The sequence below is a fragment of the Psychroserpens sp. genome, from assembly GCF_045105015.1.
GTDB lineage: Bacteria > Bacteroidota > Bacteroidia > Flavobacteriales > Flavobacteriaceae > Psychroserpens.
This window is the reverse complement of sequence record NZ_JBGCCX010000023.1, coordinates 1-16,073: the sequence shown is the minus strand read 5'-3', so window position 1 is coordinate 16,073 and position 16,073 is coordinate 1. Positions and strand designations below refer to the sequence as shown.

General features: G+C 32.9%; 13 protein-coding genes. 3 read left to right on the top strand and 10 right to left on the bottom strand.

The annotated features are described in order from the left end of the window. Window positions 1-24: 24 nt before the first annotated feature. A complete protein-coding gene (rplT, locus tag AB8B90_RS01830) occupies window positions 25-369 on the top strand; it encodes a 50S ribosomal protein L20 (protein ID WP_405333084.1) in 345 nt (114 codons plus the stop codon). A gap of 164 nt (window positions 370-533) precedes the next feature. Beyond that, entirely contained in the window at window positions 534-3,791 is a 3,258-nt protein-coding gene (locus tag AB8B90_RS01825; protein WP_405333082.1) for an amidohydrolase family protein, read from the top strand. 34 nt (window positions 3,792-3,825) lie between these two features. Here AB8B90_RS01825 and AB8B90_RS01820 read toward each other — a convergent pair whose 3' ends face one another. The 10 genes from AB8B90_RS01820 to tgt all read right to left on the bottom strand — a co-directional run bounded on the left by AB8B90_RS01820 (window position 3,826) and on the right by tgt (window position 15,020). Continuing rightward, window positions 3,826-4,902 (bottom strand): adenylate/guanylate cyclase domain-containing protein, encoded by a 1,077-nt coding sequence (locus AB8B90_RS01820; protein ID WP_405333081.1) that lies wholly within the window; start codon window positions 4,900-4,902, stop codon window positions 3,826-3,828. A 10-nt stretch (window positions 4,903-4,912) separates the two neighbouring features. After that, window positions 4,913-6,172, bottom strand: a complete 1,260-nt coding sequence (locus AB8B90_RS01815) for an asparagine synthetase B (protein WP_405333079.1) — start codon at window positions 6,170-6,172, stop codon at window positions 4,913-4,915. Between the two features lie 80 nt (window positions 6,173-6,252). Continuing rightward, window positions 6,253-6,984 carry a sulfotransferase family protein gene (locus tag AB8B90_RS01810; protein ID WP_405333078.1) on the bottom strand — a complete coding sequence of 244 codons (732 nt, stop codon included), beginning with the start codon at window positions 6,982-6,984 and terminating at the stop codon, window positions 6,253-6,255. Then, the gene (locus AB8B90_RS01805) at window positions 6,974-7,894 is read right to left on the bottom strand and encodes an aminotransferase class IV (RefSeq protein ID WP_405333076.1); all 921 of its coding nucleotides are present in this window, start codon (window positions 7,892-7,894) and stop codon (window positions 6,974-6,976) included. The genes AB8B90_RS01810 and AB8B90_RS01805 overlap by 11 nt, the downstream gene beginning before the upstream one ends. Window positions 7,895-7,949: 55 nt before the next feature. Beyond that, window positions 7,950-8,996, bottom strand: a complete 1,047-nt coding sequence (locus tag AB8B90_RS01800; protein WP_405333074.1) for an AI-2E family transporter — start codon at window positions 8,994-8,996, stop codon at window positions 7,950-7,952. Window positions 8,997-9,065: 69 nt separating this feature from the next. After that, window positions 9,066-10,604, bottom strand: a complete 1,539-nt coding sequence (gene dnaB / locus AB8B90_RS01795; RefSeq protein WP_405333072.1) for a replicative DNA helicase — start codon at window positions 10,602-10,604, stop codon at window positions 9,066-9,068. A gap of 166 nt (window positions 10,605-10,770) precedes the next feature. Then, window positions 10,771-11,724, bottom strand: a complete 954-nt coding sequence (locus AB8B90_RS01790; RefSeq protein WP_405333070.1) for an acetyl-CoA carboxylase carboxyltransferase subunit alpha — start codon at window positions 11,722-11,724, stop codon at window positions 10,771-10,773. A gap of 147 nt (window positions 11,725-11,871) precedes the next feature. Continuing rightward, window positions 11,872-12,765 carry a DMT family transporter gene (locus AB8B90_RS01785; RefSeq protein ID WP_405333069.1) on the bottom strand — a complete coding sequence of 298 codons (894 nt, stop codon included), beginning with the start codon at window positions 12,763-12,765 and terminating at the stop codon, window positions 11,872-11,874. Next, window positions 12,752-13,822, bottom strand: a complete 1,071-nt coding sequence (locus AB8B90_RS01780; protein ID WP_405333067.1) for an LptF/LptG family permease — start codon at window positions 13,820-13,822, stop codon at window positions 12,752-12,754. Before AB8B90_RS01780 ends, AB8B90_RS01785 begins: the two co-directional genes overlap by 14 nt. A gap of 67 nt (window positions 13,823-13,889) precedes the next feature. After that, window positions 13,890-15,020, bottom strand: coding sequence for a tRNA guanosine(34) transglycosylase Tgt (tgt, locus tag AB8B90_RS01775; RefSeq protein ID WP_405333065.1), 1,131 nt, complete (start codon window positions 15,018-15,020; stop codon window positions 13,890-13,892). A 223-nt stretch (window positions 15,021-15,243) separates the two neighbouring features. Here tgt and AB8B90_RS01770 point away from each other — a divergent pair. Continuing rightward, a partial coding sequence (locus AB8B90_RS01770) for a transketolase (RefSeq protein WP_405333063.1) occupies window positions 15,244-16,073 on the top strand: 830 nt, incomplete at its 3' end.

The following is a 16,073-nucleotide window of genomic DNA, read 5'->3' as shown; positions in this document are numbered from 1 at the left end:
TACTACAAAAAAACAATTGAAAAAATGCCAAGATCAGTAAATTCAGTAGCGAAAAGAGCCAGAAGAAAAAAGGTTCTTAAGCAAGCAAAAGGCTACTTCGGAAGACGTAAAAACGTTTGGACAGTAGCAAAAAATGCGGTTGACAAAGCGATGCAATATTCGTATAGAGACCGTAGAGTTAAAAAAAGAACATTCCGCCAACTTTGGATTATGCGTATTAACGCTGGTGCAAGACAACATGGAATGAGTTATTCAAAATTTATGGGAAAACTTAAAGCTAATAACATCGAATTGAACCGTAAGGTGCTTGCAGATCTAGCAATGAATAACCCAGAAGCTTTTGAAGCAATAGTTAACAAAGTAAAGTAAGGCGTTCGCCTAAATAATAATAACAATTCGCTTATAAAAACCGACTCAGAAATGAGTCGGTTTTTTTATTTATATACAATCATAAATTTCAATTATCACTACTTTAATTTATCAGTCAATTTCAATTTTTATAATTAACTTAGAGGTCAATTAAAACTTAACACATGAAACCTATAAAACTTATCGTATCTCTTATTCTACTTGTTGCTATGAATTCCTTCAGTCAAGATAAAACTGAAGAAAAACCATGGAATGTTTCTAATCCAAAAGGTGATTGGGGTTTTAAAGAATTAAAACTATCAACCACCGAAGGTACATGGATGAATCTTGATGTTAGTCCTGATGGAAAAACCATAGTTTTTGATCTTCTAGGCGATATTTATAAATTGGATATAAATGGCGGTAAAGCAACCATCCTAAGAGAAGGACTAGCTTTTGAAATCCAGCCACGTTTCAGTCCAAACGGAAAACACATCTCATTTACAAGTGATGCTAGTGGTGGAGATAATATTTGGATGATGAATACTGATGGTTCAGATGCTAAACAAATTACAAAAGAGAGTTTCAGATTATTAAATAATGCTGTTTGGACTCCAGACAGCAACTACCTTATCGCAAGAAAACATTTCACATCTGGTCGCTCACTTGGTGCAGGCGAACTATGGATGTACCATAAAACTGGTGGAAGTGGCATTCAACTGACTAAAAAGAAAAACGATCAGCAAGATGTTAATGAACCGAGTATTTCTTCAGATGGAAAATATTTATATTATAGTGAAGACATGTATCCAGGTGGTTTCTTTCAGTATAACAAAGATCCAAATAAACAAATCTATGTGATTAATCGTTATGATATGAAAACTGGTGAAATTGACAGGATTACTGGTGGTCCAGGAGGTGCTGCTCGTCCTCAAATCTCTAAAGACGGAAAAAAACTAGCTTTTATTAAGCGTGTTCGTACTAAATCGGTTTTATACATTCACGACTTAGAAACTGGTGAAGAATGGCCTATTTATGACGGCCTCAATAAAGATCAACAGGAAGCATGGGCGATTTTTGGAGTTTATACCAATTTTAACTGGATGCCTAATAATAAGGAGATTATCATTTGGTCTGGCGGAAAAATTAACAGAATAGATATCAATACTCAAAAAGTTACTGACATCCCTTTTCAAGTAAATGCAACTATCAAAATTGCAACTGCAATAGAATTTGATACTCCTGTAGCTCCTGAAACTTTTGACGCTAAAGTAATGCGCCATGTGGTAACTTCTCCAGACGAAAAATCAATAGTCTTTAACGCTCTTGGTTATTTATATTCACAAAAATTACCTAACGGAAAGGCTAAACGACTAACCACAGGAACTGACTTTGAATTTGAACCTTCTTTCTCTTCAGATGGAAACACCATTACTTATGTTACTTGGAATGATGAAAACTTAGGTGCTATATATGCGATACCAACTTCTGGCGGAACTCCTACAAAGTTAACTTCTGAAAAAGGTATTTACAGAAATCCATCATATTCTAACAACGGAAAACATATTGTGTTTAGAAAAGAAGGTGGTAACAATGAACAAGGTCGTACTTATTCAAAAAACACTGGTCTATATGTAATGAATGCAGATGGAACAAATCCTAAACTCATTTCAAAAGAAGGCGACTTTCCTATGCTTAATAGTAATGATTCTAGAATTATTTATCAAAAAGGTGGACAGTTTTTTGGTGCATTAACTAAAGAATTGAAAAGCGTTGACCTCAACGGATTTGATGAACAAATACACATAAAATCAAAACATGGCAATCGTTTAGTACCTAGTCCTGACGGAAACTGGATTGCATTTATTCATCTACATAAAGTTTACATGGCTCCCATGCCTAAGGCTGGGCAAACTTTAGATTTGACAGACAAAAGTACTTTTGTTCCAATTTCACAACTCTCAAAAGATGCTGGTATCAATTTACATTGGTCTAAAGACAGTAAGAAAATACATTGGTCTTTGGGAAATATGTATTATTCTGCTGAAGCTTCTGAAGACACTGAACTTTCTGAAAGTGGGATAAAAATCAATTTGAAAGTGAACTCAGATACACCAATCGGAAGAATTGCTCTAAAAGGCGCACTTATAATTACTATGGAAGGTGATGAAGTTATTGAGAATGGTGTTATTATTATCAATAAAAACAAAATTGAACGTATCGGTAATGCTTCAGAAATTACAATTCCGTCGGATGCAAAAGTATATGACGTAACAGGAAAAACGATAATGCCTGGAATGGTTGATGCGCATGCGCATATTGGCGGTTTTCGCTACGGATTAACAACACAAAAACACTGGCAGTTTTACGCTAACCTTGCTTTTGGTGTGACAACTGCACACGATCCTTCTGCGCATTCTGAAACAGTATTTGCACTTTCAGAATTACAGAAAAATGGAACTTTAGTTGGTCCACGCCTCTACTCTACTGGTTTTATCCTTTATGGAGCTGATGGTGATTTTAAAGCGGTTATCAATAATTTAGACGATGCACGTTCATCTATTAGAAGAACAAAAGCATTTGGCGCATTATCTGTTAAGAGTTATAACCAACCTAGAAGAGAACAGAGACAACAAGTACTTCAAGCTGCAAGAGAGGAAGGTATATTTGTTGTTCCAGAAGGTGGATCAACGTTTTATCATAATATTACTATGGTTATGGATGGCCATACAGGTGTTGAACATAATATTCCTGTGGCTCCAGTATATAAAGATGTTCTTGAACTTTGGGGAAACAGTAATGTTGGCTATACACCAACACTGATTGTGAATTATGGTGGAATGAATGGTGAAATGTATTGGTATCAAAACACCAATGTTTGGGAAAATGAAAAACTATTAAAATATACACCGAGAGGAATCATAGATTCACGTTCAAGACATCGTATTATGATTCCACAAGAAGAATATAAAAATGGTCATGTTTTGGTTTCTGAAACCTGTAAAGCCTTAAGTGATGCAGGTGTTAATGTCAATCTTGGTGCTCACGGACAACTGCAAGGTCTTGGTGCACATTGGGAATTATGGTTACTACAACAAGGTGGATTTTCTAATCATGACGCGCTAAAAGCAGCAACAATTAATGGCGCAAATTATATTGGTGCAGGAAATGATATTGGTTCTCTTAGAGAAGGTAAATTAGCCGATTTAATTGTCATGGATAAAAATCCTTTAGAAGATATTAGACATTCTGAAAGCATTATTTACACGATGATTAATGGTCGCATGTACGATACTGCAACGATGAATGAAATTGGAAACGAACCCAAAGAGCGTTCAAAGTTTTATTGGGAAAATAATAATTATAATGAAGCATTCCCTTGGCATGAAGAATCTCAGAGTTTTACTCGAGGAGCTTGTGGCTGTCATGTAGGATCACATTAAATAAAAAAACCGATTCACTTCTGAATCGGTTTTTTTATTTAGAAGTCACTTTATAAACTTTAACTGCTTTCTGTTTTCCTTTTAGCGTGAAATCTTCTTTGATTTCTTCATAAGAAATTATATCATTATTTATTTGGTGTAATACGGTTTCAGAAATTAACAATGTCGAATGATAGTCATTACATAAACTTTGAATTCTTGATGCTGAATTTATGACATCACCATGAAAAGCTAACTCTTTTTTGACAGTACCAACTTCAGCAATCATAATTTTACCTGAATGAATTCCAGCTTTAAAAACAGGTACAAAATTATATTTACCTTTGTAATAATTTGATTTTTTTAGTAAAGCGTTCTCAAAACTTAAAAACAAATTAATACAATTGTTATTTTTAAAACCCCTCTTATTAATCCAACTTATTACTGCCTCATCTCCTACATACTGATATACTTCTGCATCGTATGTTCTTAAAAATTTGTTGAGATCTTTAAAACAGTCTTGAATAAAACGACTATAAACTTCATGCCCTAGTTGCTCAGCAATTTTAGTGGAGTCTTTTAAATCAACAAACATTAAAATCCGTTCTTCTTCTTTCGGTCTTTTATATGTTCCTAATAGCATGTTTAAAAACACACCTCTTCCAAATTTATCATTTGCAATTCTAATAAATGAAAACACAATAGATGCAGTAATAAAGTAGATGACTGTATTCCAAAAGAAGGGATTATTTCTCCACCATCCACGATCATTATCTAATTCAATACCTACTTGTTTTTCAATAGAAAGAGACAACAGGCTTAAAACAGTAATAATAAGAATGAAATAGACTAGAGATTTAAGAAAAATGGTAACACCAAGAATTAGTTTTTTGCTCACATAGAGATCAAAACAAAATTCAATTATGGCATAAAAAAAGCCTAAAATTAGTCCCAAAAGAACTGAATATGCATAAAATGAACGAATTGGCAGTTGAATGTCGTCTTCAGAATACGTTTTTAATTCAAAAGATAAGCCATTATATCTAATCGTGTTAAACAATATAAAAGCTAAAACCCAAAATAGGAATGAGCCTAATAATAAATTTAAAAAAGCTCTTAAATTACTATTCATGATTTAAACATTATGTTTTCTGCTTCTTCTTTTTAGCTGCTGGAAATAATACATTATTTAGAATTAATCTATAACCAGGAGATGTAGGATGCAAGTCTAATTCAGTTTTAGGATCACCTACTTTATGCGTATAATCTTCAGGATCATGACCTCCATAAAATGTAAAAAAGCCTTTGCCTTTAATACCATGAATATATTTCGCTTCACCATTGGTTTTATTTTCTCCCATGACCAATACATTCGACTTTATTTCATCTCGAGTAAACGATGTTGTTTGTCCCATAAAGCCTTTTACCAAAGCAGTATGATTCTGACATAACATTGAAGGAATTGGATCCCATTTTGCAGAAAAATCCATCAATGTAAAATAATCTGTTGTTTTAGATATACGACGCTTTTGTGTCATATCTATTGATGAAAACTCATAAACATTAGGACTACGCTCTAAAACAAAATCTTTAAACGCAAATGTTCTATTATAATCAACCTTGTTTTGGTAACTAGGATCACTTCCATCACCATCAAACATAGGTTCACAAATGTCTACACCTTCAGCAGATAATGCGATATCAAAACTATCTGTAGCACTGCACATGGCAAACATAAAGCCTCCTCCAATTACATAATCGCGTATTTTTTTTGCTACTGCTAATTTCTCTTGAGATACTTTATCATAACCTAAACTCAATGCTAATTGCTCAGCGTCTTTTTTTTCTTGAATGTACCAGGAAGCCGACCTGTATGCTCTGTAAAATTTTCCGTACTGACCTGTAAAATCTTCATGATGTAAGTGCAACCAATCATATAGTAACAAGCCGTCGTTCAAAACTTCTTCATCATAAATGGTTTCATAAGGAATCTCAGCATAAGTTAAAACCATAGTTACTGCGTCATCCCAAGGCTGCAAACCTTTTGGTGTGTATACTGCGATTTTTGGTGCTTTTTCTAATACAACAGCTTCCATGTTTTGTGATGGACTTGCAATTAAGTCTAAAATTTCTTCTGCTTTTGAATTAGAAACAACTTCAAAACTAACACCTCTAATGGTGCATTCTCTTCGAATTTCTTCACTATCAGGCAATAAAAAAGAGCCACCTTTATAATTTAATAACCATTTTACCTTGACTTGCTTTTCAAGTGTCCAATAGGTAACACCATAAGCTTTCAAATGGTTTTGTTGACCTTCAACATCCATAGGAATTAATATATAAGATGCATAGCTGTTTAAGGCTAAACTTAAAAATACGATAAGGACAAAAATCTTCTTCATAATCGAAAGATACTCAAAAATAATTCCCAAACTAAATGCTTTAATATAGTTTTATGCTTTTTACTAAAAACGATCAATTTTTAAGATAATGCCATTCGAGATAATTGATTATAAAAAGGCATGCATTCTTCTAATAATGGTTTCAAATAATCAGGAAATGGTTCTGTTTTGGGTTTGTAGGATGAAAATTTCGAGGATTTATGAACACTGTCGTACCAATATTTAGCCCAAATACCATCCTCCTCTAATTTTTGTGGTTGCCAGCTTAACATGTTTATATCAAAAGGAATTTCAATATGATTACAAAGTTGTTTCAAAACACCTTCAGGATTTAACAAGACATTTTTAGCATCTAAAACCACATATTTAATATGATTAGTTTCAAAATAATTAACTAATTCTGAATGCAGTTTATAACCCACATCATTCATTGTTGGATGCGTAATTACTTTTGCAAATGAAGGTAACATTTCCTCAGGGTTTCTGGTAAGAATCACATTGTAGACATCATTCATAAAACGCCGATCTAAATCTAAAAGATGATGAGTCATATTCTTAAAAAATAAAACTGGTTTTTCAGAATAACTAAGCATCATATCTACAACTTTAGTACCATTATTTTCCATAGTTTTCAATATCACATCTGAACCTGGATGATAGTCTTTTGCATTAGAATTTTTCAAATAATATGCATACAATGGCTCATCAAACACCTTAGTATCTTGACGCTGTGCGAAACTATACATCAAAGCTGTAGAGATATTTCTTGGGCCAGACCATAGTGATATCCTTTTAATTGTATTAGTTTTCATTTGATACTGCTTCTTCAATTAAATCATGGTATAACTTTGAAAGTTTTTGAGTCATGTCACCATAGGCCTTCTCACCTATTTGTCTTCCATCAATTTTCGTGACAGGAGTTAAACCACCAAACGTTCCAGTAACAAATGCTTCATCTGCACCATACACATCAAATAATGAAAAATCTTTCTGGCGACAAACAATTCCGTTTTTAAGACATGCCTCAATTACTTTAGCTCTTGTAATGCCATTCATACAATATTGACCAGTAGACGTCCACACTTCTCCATTTTTAATTATAAAAAAATTAGTCGCATTACAAGTAGAAACAAATCCGTTAACGTCAAGCATCAGAGCTTCATCAGCACCTGCTTCAATAGCTTGAATTAGCGCTTGAACTTCATGTAGTTTACTATGACAATTTAATCTTGGATCTAGGTAGTCTGGAGATCCTCTTCTGATGGTACTTGTAAATAAGGTAATGCCTTTTTGCTTACTTTCTTCGGATGCTTTTTTATATTCAGGAATAATGACAACATTAGGACCAGAAATAGTTAATCTTGGATCTTGAGATGGTGTTTTTTTAATACCACGTGTGATCATGATACGAACATGAACATGATCAGTCATATTGTTTTCATTGAGAACGCTCCAAACAGTCTTCGTTAATTCTTCTTTTGTAAAAGGAAATTGCATACCAACAGTAGCAGCTGAATTCCATAGACGCTCTAAATGATCTTTAAGAAACACTAAGACTCCTTGATGCAAACGTAGAGCTTCCCATATACCATCACCAACTAAATAGCCACTATCAAATACTGAAATTTTTGCGTCTTCTCTTTTGAAAAATTCACCATTTACATAAATTTTTATGAGTTTATTTCTGTCGTCTGCGACAGCATTATGAGTACCATGAACCATAGAATATACATTAAATATGATTCTGAAAGATAATTAAAAATCAAGAGCTATCAAGCTATTTTTTTATCGATTTAATAGATCGCTCAGGCCCAGATAACAAGGATGCAATGACTTTTGTTCCTGGAAATTGTTCAAGAATAATTTTAATAAATACCGTAATTGGAATTGCCATAATTAGACCTGGTATTCCCCAAATAAAACCCCAAAGCATTAACATAATCAATACTGTAATGACATTTATAGAGAACGATTTACCCATAAATATTGGTTCTAGTATGGCACCAAATATGACTTGTACTCCTGTAATTGATAATATGAAGAAAAACAAAGTACTTGTTGGGTCTAGTTCTACAAAAGCAAAAATAGACAACAAAATTACAGATATAAATGATCCAACCATCTGCACAAAGTTTATTAAGAATGCAAATAAGCCCCAAAAAATCGGAAAACTTACATCAAAAAACACACAGGCCAAACCTGTAAAAACTCCTGTTAATAAGCTCACTAAAAATTTAACTTTGATAAAAGTAATCAAGTCTTTTTCAATCTTCATGAAAGCTTTTATTGAGGTATGTTTACGCTTTAAGATAGTATTATTCATCACCTTGTGCATATTAATAGATTCAGACAACCATAAGATGGTGAAGAACGTAATCATTAATATATTTGTAAGAAACTTTCGTATAAAATCAAATGTAGATCCTATATTCTCCTTTTGAAAAAATTGACCTATTATATTTCCTTCAGAATTATATACAATTCCAAATTCATTTTGGAGGTATAACATTAAGTCATTGATTTTAACTTCAGCTTTACCAAAGAAACCAGTATTATTAGACAAGATTTGTCTACTCGAAAGTTGTACCAATTCAACACCTATAAACACACCAATTGCAATAAGTGAAATCACTATAACTATACTCATTAACCTAGGAACATTTCTTCTGCTTAGCCATCGCATTAGAGGCAAGAATAGCAAAGCAATAAACATAGATGATATTAATGGTATGAAAATAAAAGACAACAACTTCAGTAAATAAAATACTAAAGGAATAACTATAAATAGTAGTAGAGTATTTGTGGTTCGTCTTTCGTCTAACATGAGGCGTTTCTTCTTTTTTAGCTGAACGCAAATTTAAGTTAATATATGGTAATTAATTACTAAAAAATCTTAAAATGGCACATCATTATCGTCTTCTTCTGGAGTGCCAAAAGCATCAGAAGCTGATGGGAAATTATCTGGTTTAAACGTATCGTCATTAGCAGCAGCATTCATCTTTGAATGAAATTCACCAAAAGGTGTATCGAAATCGTCAAGGTTATCAAACTTACCTAAATGACCAATGAATTTTAATCTAATGTTTTCTAAGCCACCATTTCTATGTTTTGCAACGATAAATTCACCCTGACCTTCTGTTGGTGAGCGATCATCATCATCCCATTCATCAATTTTATAATATTCTGGTCTGTAAATAAAACTTACAATATCTGCATCCTGCTCTATCGCTCCAGATTCACGCAAATCTGATAATAACGGACGTTTACTTCCTCCACGAGTTTCAACAGCACGAGATAACTGCGATAAAGCAATAACTGGAATAGCGAGCTCTTTTGCCAAAGCTTTCAAATTTCGAGAAATCGTAGATATTTCTTGTTCACGATTTCCTCCTTTCTGACTTCCTCCAGCTGTCATTAATTGCAAGTAATCAATCATAATCATTTTAATTCCGTACTGAGAGGCTAGTCGTCTGGCTTTTGCACGCAAATCAAAAATTGATAACGATGGTGTGTCATCAATAAATAATGGCGCTTTTTCTAAGGTTTTTACTTTAACGTTTAATTGTTCCCATTCGTGCTTTTCAAGTTTCCCTGTTCTTAATTTTTCAGAAGACAAATTAGTTTCCGAAGAAATTAAACGAGTTATTAATTGTACAGAAGACATCTCTAATGAGAAAAATGCTACAGGAATATTACTATCTACAGCAATGTTTCTTGCCATAGTAAGCGTTAAAGCTGTTTTACCCATACCTGGACGAGCAGCAATAATAATCAAATCACTTGGTTGCCAACCAGAAGTAAGACGGTCTAATTTGGTAAATCCTGTAGGAATACCACTCATACCTTCTTTATTAGAAATTTCTTCAATTTTCTTTTTAGCTTGAATTACTAAACTTTGAGCAGTTTCTGTAGACTTTTTTACATTTCCTTGTGTAACTTCATATAACTTAGCTTGAGCGTTGTCTAATAAGTCGAAAACATCTTTAGTCTCGTCGTAAGCTTCTTCAATAATTTCATTAGAAATTTTAATTAAACTTCGTTGAATATATTTTTGAAGAATGATTCGTGCATGGAATTCAATATGAGCAGAAGATGATACACGTTGTGTAAGAGAAATAAGATAAAAATCACCTCCAATTAAATCTAATTTAGCGTCTTTCTTTAACTGACTAGAAACGGTTAATAAATCTATAGGTTCGCTATTTTCAAATAATTTGAAAATTGCTTCAAAGATGGTTTTATGAGCTTCCTTGTAAAATGCATCTGGACTTAAGATATCGATAACCTCATCAACACCTTTTTTATCAATCATCATTGCTCCTAGCACAACCTCCTCTAAATCAATTGCTTGAGGTGGTATTTTTCCTTTCTCAAGGTTTATTATCGTGCTTTTATCGACTTTATAGCCTTGTATTTGGTTAGGTTGCTTCATAACTACGAAAGTAAAACAATTGAAACCTAAAATTGAATTATGCGAATTTTCAATCTTAACAGGTCGTCAACAATTTAACTGTTAATAACTTGATTATATTGTTAATAGTGACAAAAAAAACCGAAAGCTAATGTTTCAGTTTTTTTAATCCGTTATGTTATAAGGTTTAGCCTTTAAAAACTCCCATGGCTAAGTATTTTTCCATGCGTTGTTTCACCATTTCTTTTGGTGATAAGTTTTTAAGATCCTTATAATTTGTTTCAATAGCTTTTTTGACCGCTAAAAAAGTAGCTTCTCTATCAGAATGGGCTCCTCCTAGTGGTTCTTTAATAATGCTATCTACAACTTTTAATCTTTTAGCATCTGTAGCCGTTAGCTTTAAAGCTTCAGCAGCTTGTTCTTTTTGATCCCAACTTCTCCAAAGAATTGAAGAACAGTTTTCAGGAGAAATTACAGAATACCATGCATTCTCCAGCATCAAAACACGATCTCCTACTCCTATTCCTAGTGCTCCACCAGATGCGCCTTCACCAATAACTATGGCAATAATTGGAACTTTAAGGCGAGACATTTCTAATATATTTCTAGCGATTGCTTCTCCTTGTCCGCGCTCTTCAGCTTCAAGACCAGGATAAGCACCAGGAGTGTCTATTAAGGTCACTACTGGAATTCCAAATTTTTCAGCAGACTTCATTAAACGTAATGCTTTACGATAGCCCTCTGGATTAGACATTCCAAAATTTCTGTACTGTCTGGTTTTGGTATTATAGCCTTTTTGCTGTCCGATAAACATAAATGTTTGGTCTCCAATTTTACCCAAACCGCCTATCATTGCTTTGTCGTCTTTAACATTACGATCACCATGAAGCTCTAAAAATGAATCACCACAAAGTGCGTTTATATGATCTAAAGTGTATGGTCTATTGGGATGTCTAGACAACTGAACACGTTGCCAAGCTGACAAGTTTTTGTATATATCTTTTTTTGTTTCAGCTAGTTTCTTTTCAATCTTCTTGCAAGTTTCAGTAACATCAACATCACTTTCTTCTCCGATGATTTGACATTTCTCTAATTGATCTTGCAATTCTTTTATAGGAAGCTCAAATTCTAAATATTCCATTTAAACAATTGTTTAGTTTTAGTTAGCGTACAAAACTACATTTTTTTTCGATTGTAGGCACGCGAAAGGTAAGTTCGATTTTGAGGTTTAACAAAAATAGTAAATATCATTAAATCAAATTAAGCTTTACAAGGTTTTATCAATTACCTAGGAAATCTTCTTTTTTCGTTTATAATTTTTTAAAAAAGCATCCATTAACACCGTTATCAAAATTAGAATCGCACCATAATAAAATTGAGTACTCATAATTTCTGTTTCTGGAAATAATAGCAAAGCTAAAGCAATGCCATATATGGGTTCTAAATTGTATGTAAGAATAACTGTATAAGGGCTAATAAGTCTCATGACATCAACAGATCCAATAAATGCATAAGCAGTACATACTGAAGCGAGAATAAACAAATAAATCCAATCTGAAGTTTTAAGATTAAAAAACTCTAGACTAAATCCATCTTGAAATAAGAATATAAAAATAGTTAAGAAAACAACACCGCTTATAAACTCATAGAAAGAAATAACTGTCGCTTGATGCACTTCAATAAAACGACCATTAATTACTGCAAATAAAGTTGAAAACAAAGCAGATGATATTCCTAACAAAATTCCATTAATATATTTGATTTCGCTTTGCGTTATCAAAAAGACTCCAATTATAACTATGATACCAAAAATAATTTCGTACCAAATAATTCGTCGTTTATAGATTAGTGGCTCAATGAAGGATGCAAAAAAAGCACCAGTTGAAAACATGGCCAAAGTAATGGATACATTAGATTGGTTAATAGCTTCAAAGAAGGTAATCCAATGTAAAGCAATGATGATTCCAGCTCCAAAAAACTTTAGCTTGGTTTTTGAATCAACCTTAATTTCAAGCTTGATAAATTTTATATAAGCAAACATTAAAATGCCTGCAATTAACATACGATACCAAACTAAATCTGTTGAGCCAATAGAAATCAGTTCTCCTAAAATAGCAGTAAAACCAGCAATAAATACTAAAAAATGAAGGTGAAGATAATTTTTGGTTTTAGCGTTTGGCATTATAAAGAAGATATCCAGCTAATATACCAAAAACCAAATTGGGAAACCATACAGCTATAATTGGTGAGAAATCTGATTGCTCAGCCATGACACCAAACACTTTATCAAAAAATACATAAACCATAGCTATTGTAATTCCAAAAGCTAGGTTAACTCCCATGCCTCCTCTTCGTTTTACTGAAGATACAGCAACAGCAATAATGGTTAATATGAAAACTGAAACTGGCAAACTCCATTTTTTATATTTAACTACTTCATATCGTCCAATATTAGATGAGCCTCTTTGTTTCTCCTTTTCGATAAAGCGATTAAGCTCGCCATACTGAAGTGTTTCTGCGATATACTCAACTGGTGTTAAATCATCAACGTCAAAAGGAAATATAGTGTCTTTACGCCTGATTGTTTCAATAATATCACCATGTTCACCAACAGTTCTTTTAGTATAGTTTACAAGCTTATAAGATGAGTCTTTATAAGTAATTGATTGAGCAGAAATTTTATATTTTAATGAATTGCCTTCAAAATGTTCAAGAGTAAAATTATTGCCACGCTTTGATTTAGGATCGAAGTTACTGACAAAAATAAAATCGTTATCGTTGATTTGCCTGTATATATCTTGAGTTTTAACAATATCTCTACTACTCTTCAGATAGGTGTATTTAAAGGTATTAAAACCTTTACTTGCTTTTGGTGCCAAATACAATCCGAGTACTAAAGCAAAAACAGAAACAATAGTTGCTCCAATTAAATAAGGTCTTAAGAATCGAGTAAAAGAGACACCTGAACTTAAAAAAGCAACAATTTCTGTATTATTAGCAAGCTTAGAAGTAAACCAAATTACTGATAAAAACAGAAATATAGGAAACAACAAATTGGCAAAATATATAGTAAAATCTAAATAATATTGAGCGACCGCATGAAAAGGAACTTCTTTCTCTAATATTTTTCCGATTTTTTCTGCAAGGTTAACTGTAATCCCAATTGGAATAAACAGAAGTAACATCATCAAAAATGTGAACAAATAGCGTTTTAATATGTACCAATCGAGTATTTTCAAATGTTATTATATATTAAATTTAGAGTTTACGTAAATATATTTAACTAATTTATTTTCAATTATTTAACTACAATCTTTTATTCATTTGCTTTACCATTTTATCTTTCCAAGCTCTAAAGTCTCCTGCTAAGATATGTTTTCTCGCTTCTCTTACCAACCACAAATAAAATCCGAGATTATGAATCGTAGCTATTTGTTTTCCTAATAATTCATTAACAGTAAACAAATGTCTCAAATAAGCTTTGCTATATTCGGTATCGACAAAAGTAATAGCCATTTCATCTATTGGTGAAAAATCATCAGCCCATTTTAAATTTTTAATGTTTATGCTTCCATGTGCTGTGAAAAGCATTCCGTTTCTTGCATTTCGTGTAGGCATTACACAGTCAAACATATCAACACCTAATGCTATATTTTCTAATATATTAATTGGTGTTCCAACACCCATCAAGTAACGTGGTTTTTCCCAAGGTAGAATATCGCAAACAACATCAGTCATTGCATACATTTCTTCAGCAGGTTCTCCAACAGACAAACCTCCAATAGCATTCCCTTGCGCTCCTGCATTAGCAATATATTCAGCTGATTGTTTTCTTAAATCTTTATAAGTACTACCTTGAACAATTGGAAAAAATGTTTGCTCATAATCATACATAAAAGGTGTTTTGTCTAAGTGTTTAAGACAACGTTCTAACCAACGATGTGTCATATGCATAGATCGTTTAGCATAATTATAATCGCATGGATAAGGCGTACATTCATCAAAAGCCATAATGATATCAGCTCCTATACTGCGCTGAACTTCCATAACATTTTCTGGAGTAAACACATGGTAACTACCATCAATGTGAGATTTAAATTTTACACCTTCCTCTTTGATTTTCCTATTGGCAGACAAAGAATATACCTGATATCCACCTGAATCGGTTAGAATATTTCTATCCCAATTCATAAACTTATGCAGACCACCAGCCTTTTCTAAAATGGGTGTTTGTGGTCTTAAATATAAATGATAGGTGTTTCCTAAAATAATATCTGGATTAATATCATTTTTAAGCTCACGTTGATGAACGCCTTTTACAGAAGCAACTGTACCAACTGGCATAAATATAGGTGTCTCAATCTGTCCATGATCTGTTGTTATTACTCCAGCTCTGGCTTTACTTTGAGGATCACTAGCTTTTAAATCAAAATTCATAAAGTAGAATAATCAGTGCGCAAAGATAATTATCTAGATGTATTATGGTCTTAAACATTTAATAAAATTATATTACTAAAAACTTAAAACTCAGATTCGTAATTATAAATCACTTTTAAATTGTTAGCAACTGGCTAAAATCGTTAATAAGTGACTCGTGTCTATTTTTGATTAGGCTATTGAAAACTTTATTTTTGAAGCTTAAATTACTCACTCTAATTATATGCCAAATACACAACAACTACAAGATTTAACAACACAAGTTCGTAGAGATATTTTACGAATGGTTCACAAAGTAAACTCAGGACACCCAGGAGGTTCGCTAGGATGTGCAGAATTCTTCGTTTCACTCTATCAAGAGATTATGGATAGAAATGAAGGTTTTGATATGGATGGAATTGGTGAAGACCTTTTCTTTCTTTCGAATGGACACATTTCACCTGTCTTTTATAGCGTTCTAGCTCGATCTGGATATTTTCCGGTAGATGAATTGAATACATTCAGATTAATAGATTCTAGATTACAAGGCCACCCTACAACTCATGAAGGCCTTCCTGGAGTAAGAATAGCTTCTGGATCTCTCGGACAAGGATTTAGTGTTGCTTTAGGTGCAGCTGAAACTAAAAAGTTAAACAATGACAAACATATAGTGTATAGCTTACATGGTGATGGTGAATTGCAAGAAGGACAAAATTGGGAAGGTATCATGTATGCTGCAGCAAATAATATTGATAATATCATTTCAACAATTGATTTAAACGGACAACAAATTGATGGTTCAACAGATGATGTATTACCAATGGGAAGTGTAAGAGCAAAATTTGAAGCTTTTGGTTGGACCGTAGTTGATATTGAAAAAGGGAATGATATAGATGCTATTTTAAATGGAATGGCTGAAGCAAAATCATTAACAGGCAATGGTAAGCCAGTCTGTGTCTTACTTAAAACCGTTATGGGTAATGGTGTAGATTTTATGATGCACACACACGCTTGGCATGGTAAAGCTCCAAATGATGAGCAATTAGAAATTGGATTAGCGCAAAATGCTGAAAC

Bases quoted from the DNA above. Each gene is read 5' to 3' on its own strand.
- rplT (WP_405333084.1), top strand. From the start codon at position 25: ATGCCAAGATCAGTAAATTCAGTAGCGAAAAGAGCCAGAAGAAAAAAG.
- AB8B90_RS01825 (WP_405333082.1), top strand. From the start codon at position 534: ATGAAACCTATAAAACTTATCGTATCTCTTATTCTACTTGTTGCTATG.
- AB8B90_RS01820 (WP_405333081.1), bottom strand. From the start codon at position 4,902: ATGAATAGTAATTTAAGAGCTTTTTTAAATTTATTATTAGGCTCATTC.
- AB8B90_RS01815 (WP_405333079.1), bottom strand. From the start codon at position 6,172: ATGAAGAAGATTTTTGTCCTTATCGTATTTTTAAGTTTAGCCTTAAAC.
- AB8B90_RS01810 (WP_405333078.1), bottom strand. From the start codon at position 6,984: ATGAAAACTAATACAATTAAAAGGATATCACTATGGTCTGGCCCAAGA.
- AB8B90_RS01805 (WP_405333076.1), bottom strand. From the start codon at position 7,894: ATGGTTCATGGTACTCATAATGCTGTCGCAGACGACAGAAATAAACTC.
- AB8B90_RS01800 (WP_405333074.1), bottom strand. From the start codon at position 8,996: ATGTTAGACGAAAGACGAACCACAAATACTCTACTACTATTTATAGTT.
- dnaB (WP_405333072.1), bottom strand. From the start codon at position 10,604: ATGAAGCAACCTAACCAAATACAAGGCTATAAAGTCGATAAAAGCACG.
- AB8B90_RS01790 (WP_405333070.1), bottom strand. From the start codon at position 11,724: ATGGAATATTTAGAATTTGAGCTTCCTATAAAAGAATTGCAAGATCAA.
- AB8B90_RS01785 (WP_405333069.1), bottom strand. From the start codon at position 12,765: ATGCCAAACGCTAAAACCAAAAATTATCTTCACCTTCATTTTTTAGTA.
- tgt (WP_405333065.1), bottom strand. From the start codon at position 15,020: ATGAATTTTGATTTAAAAGCTAGTGATCCTCAAAGTAAAGCCAGAGCT.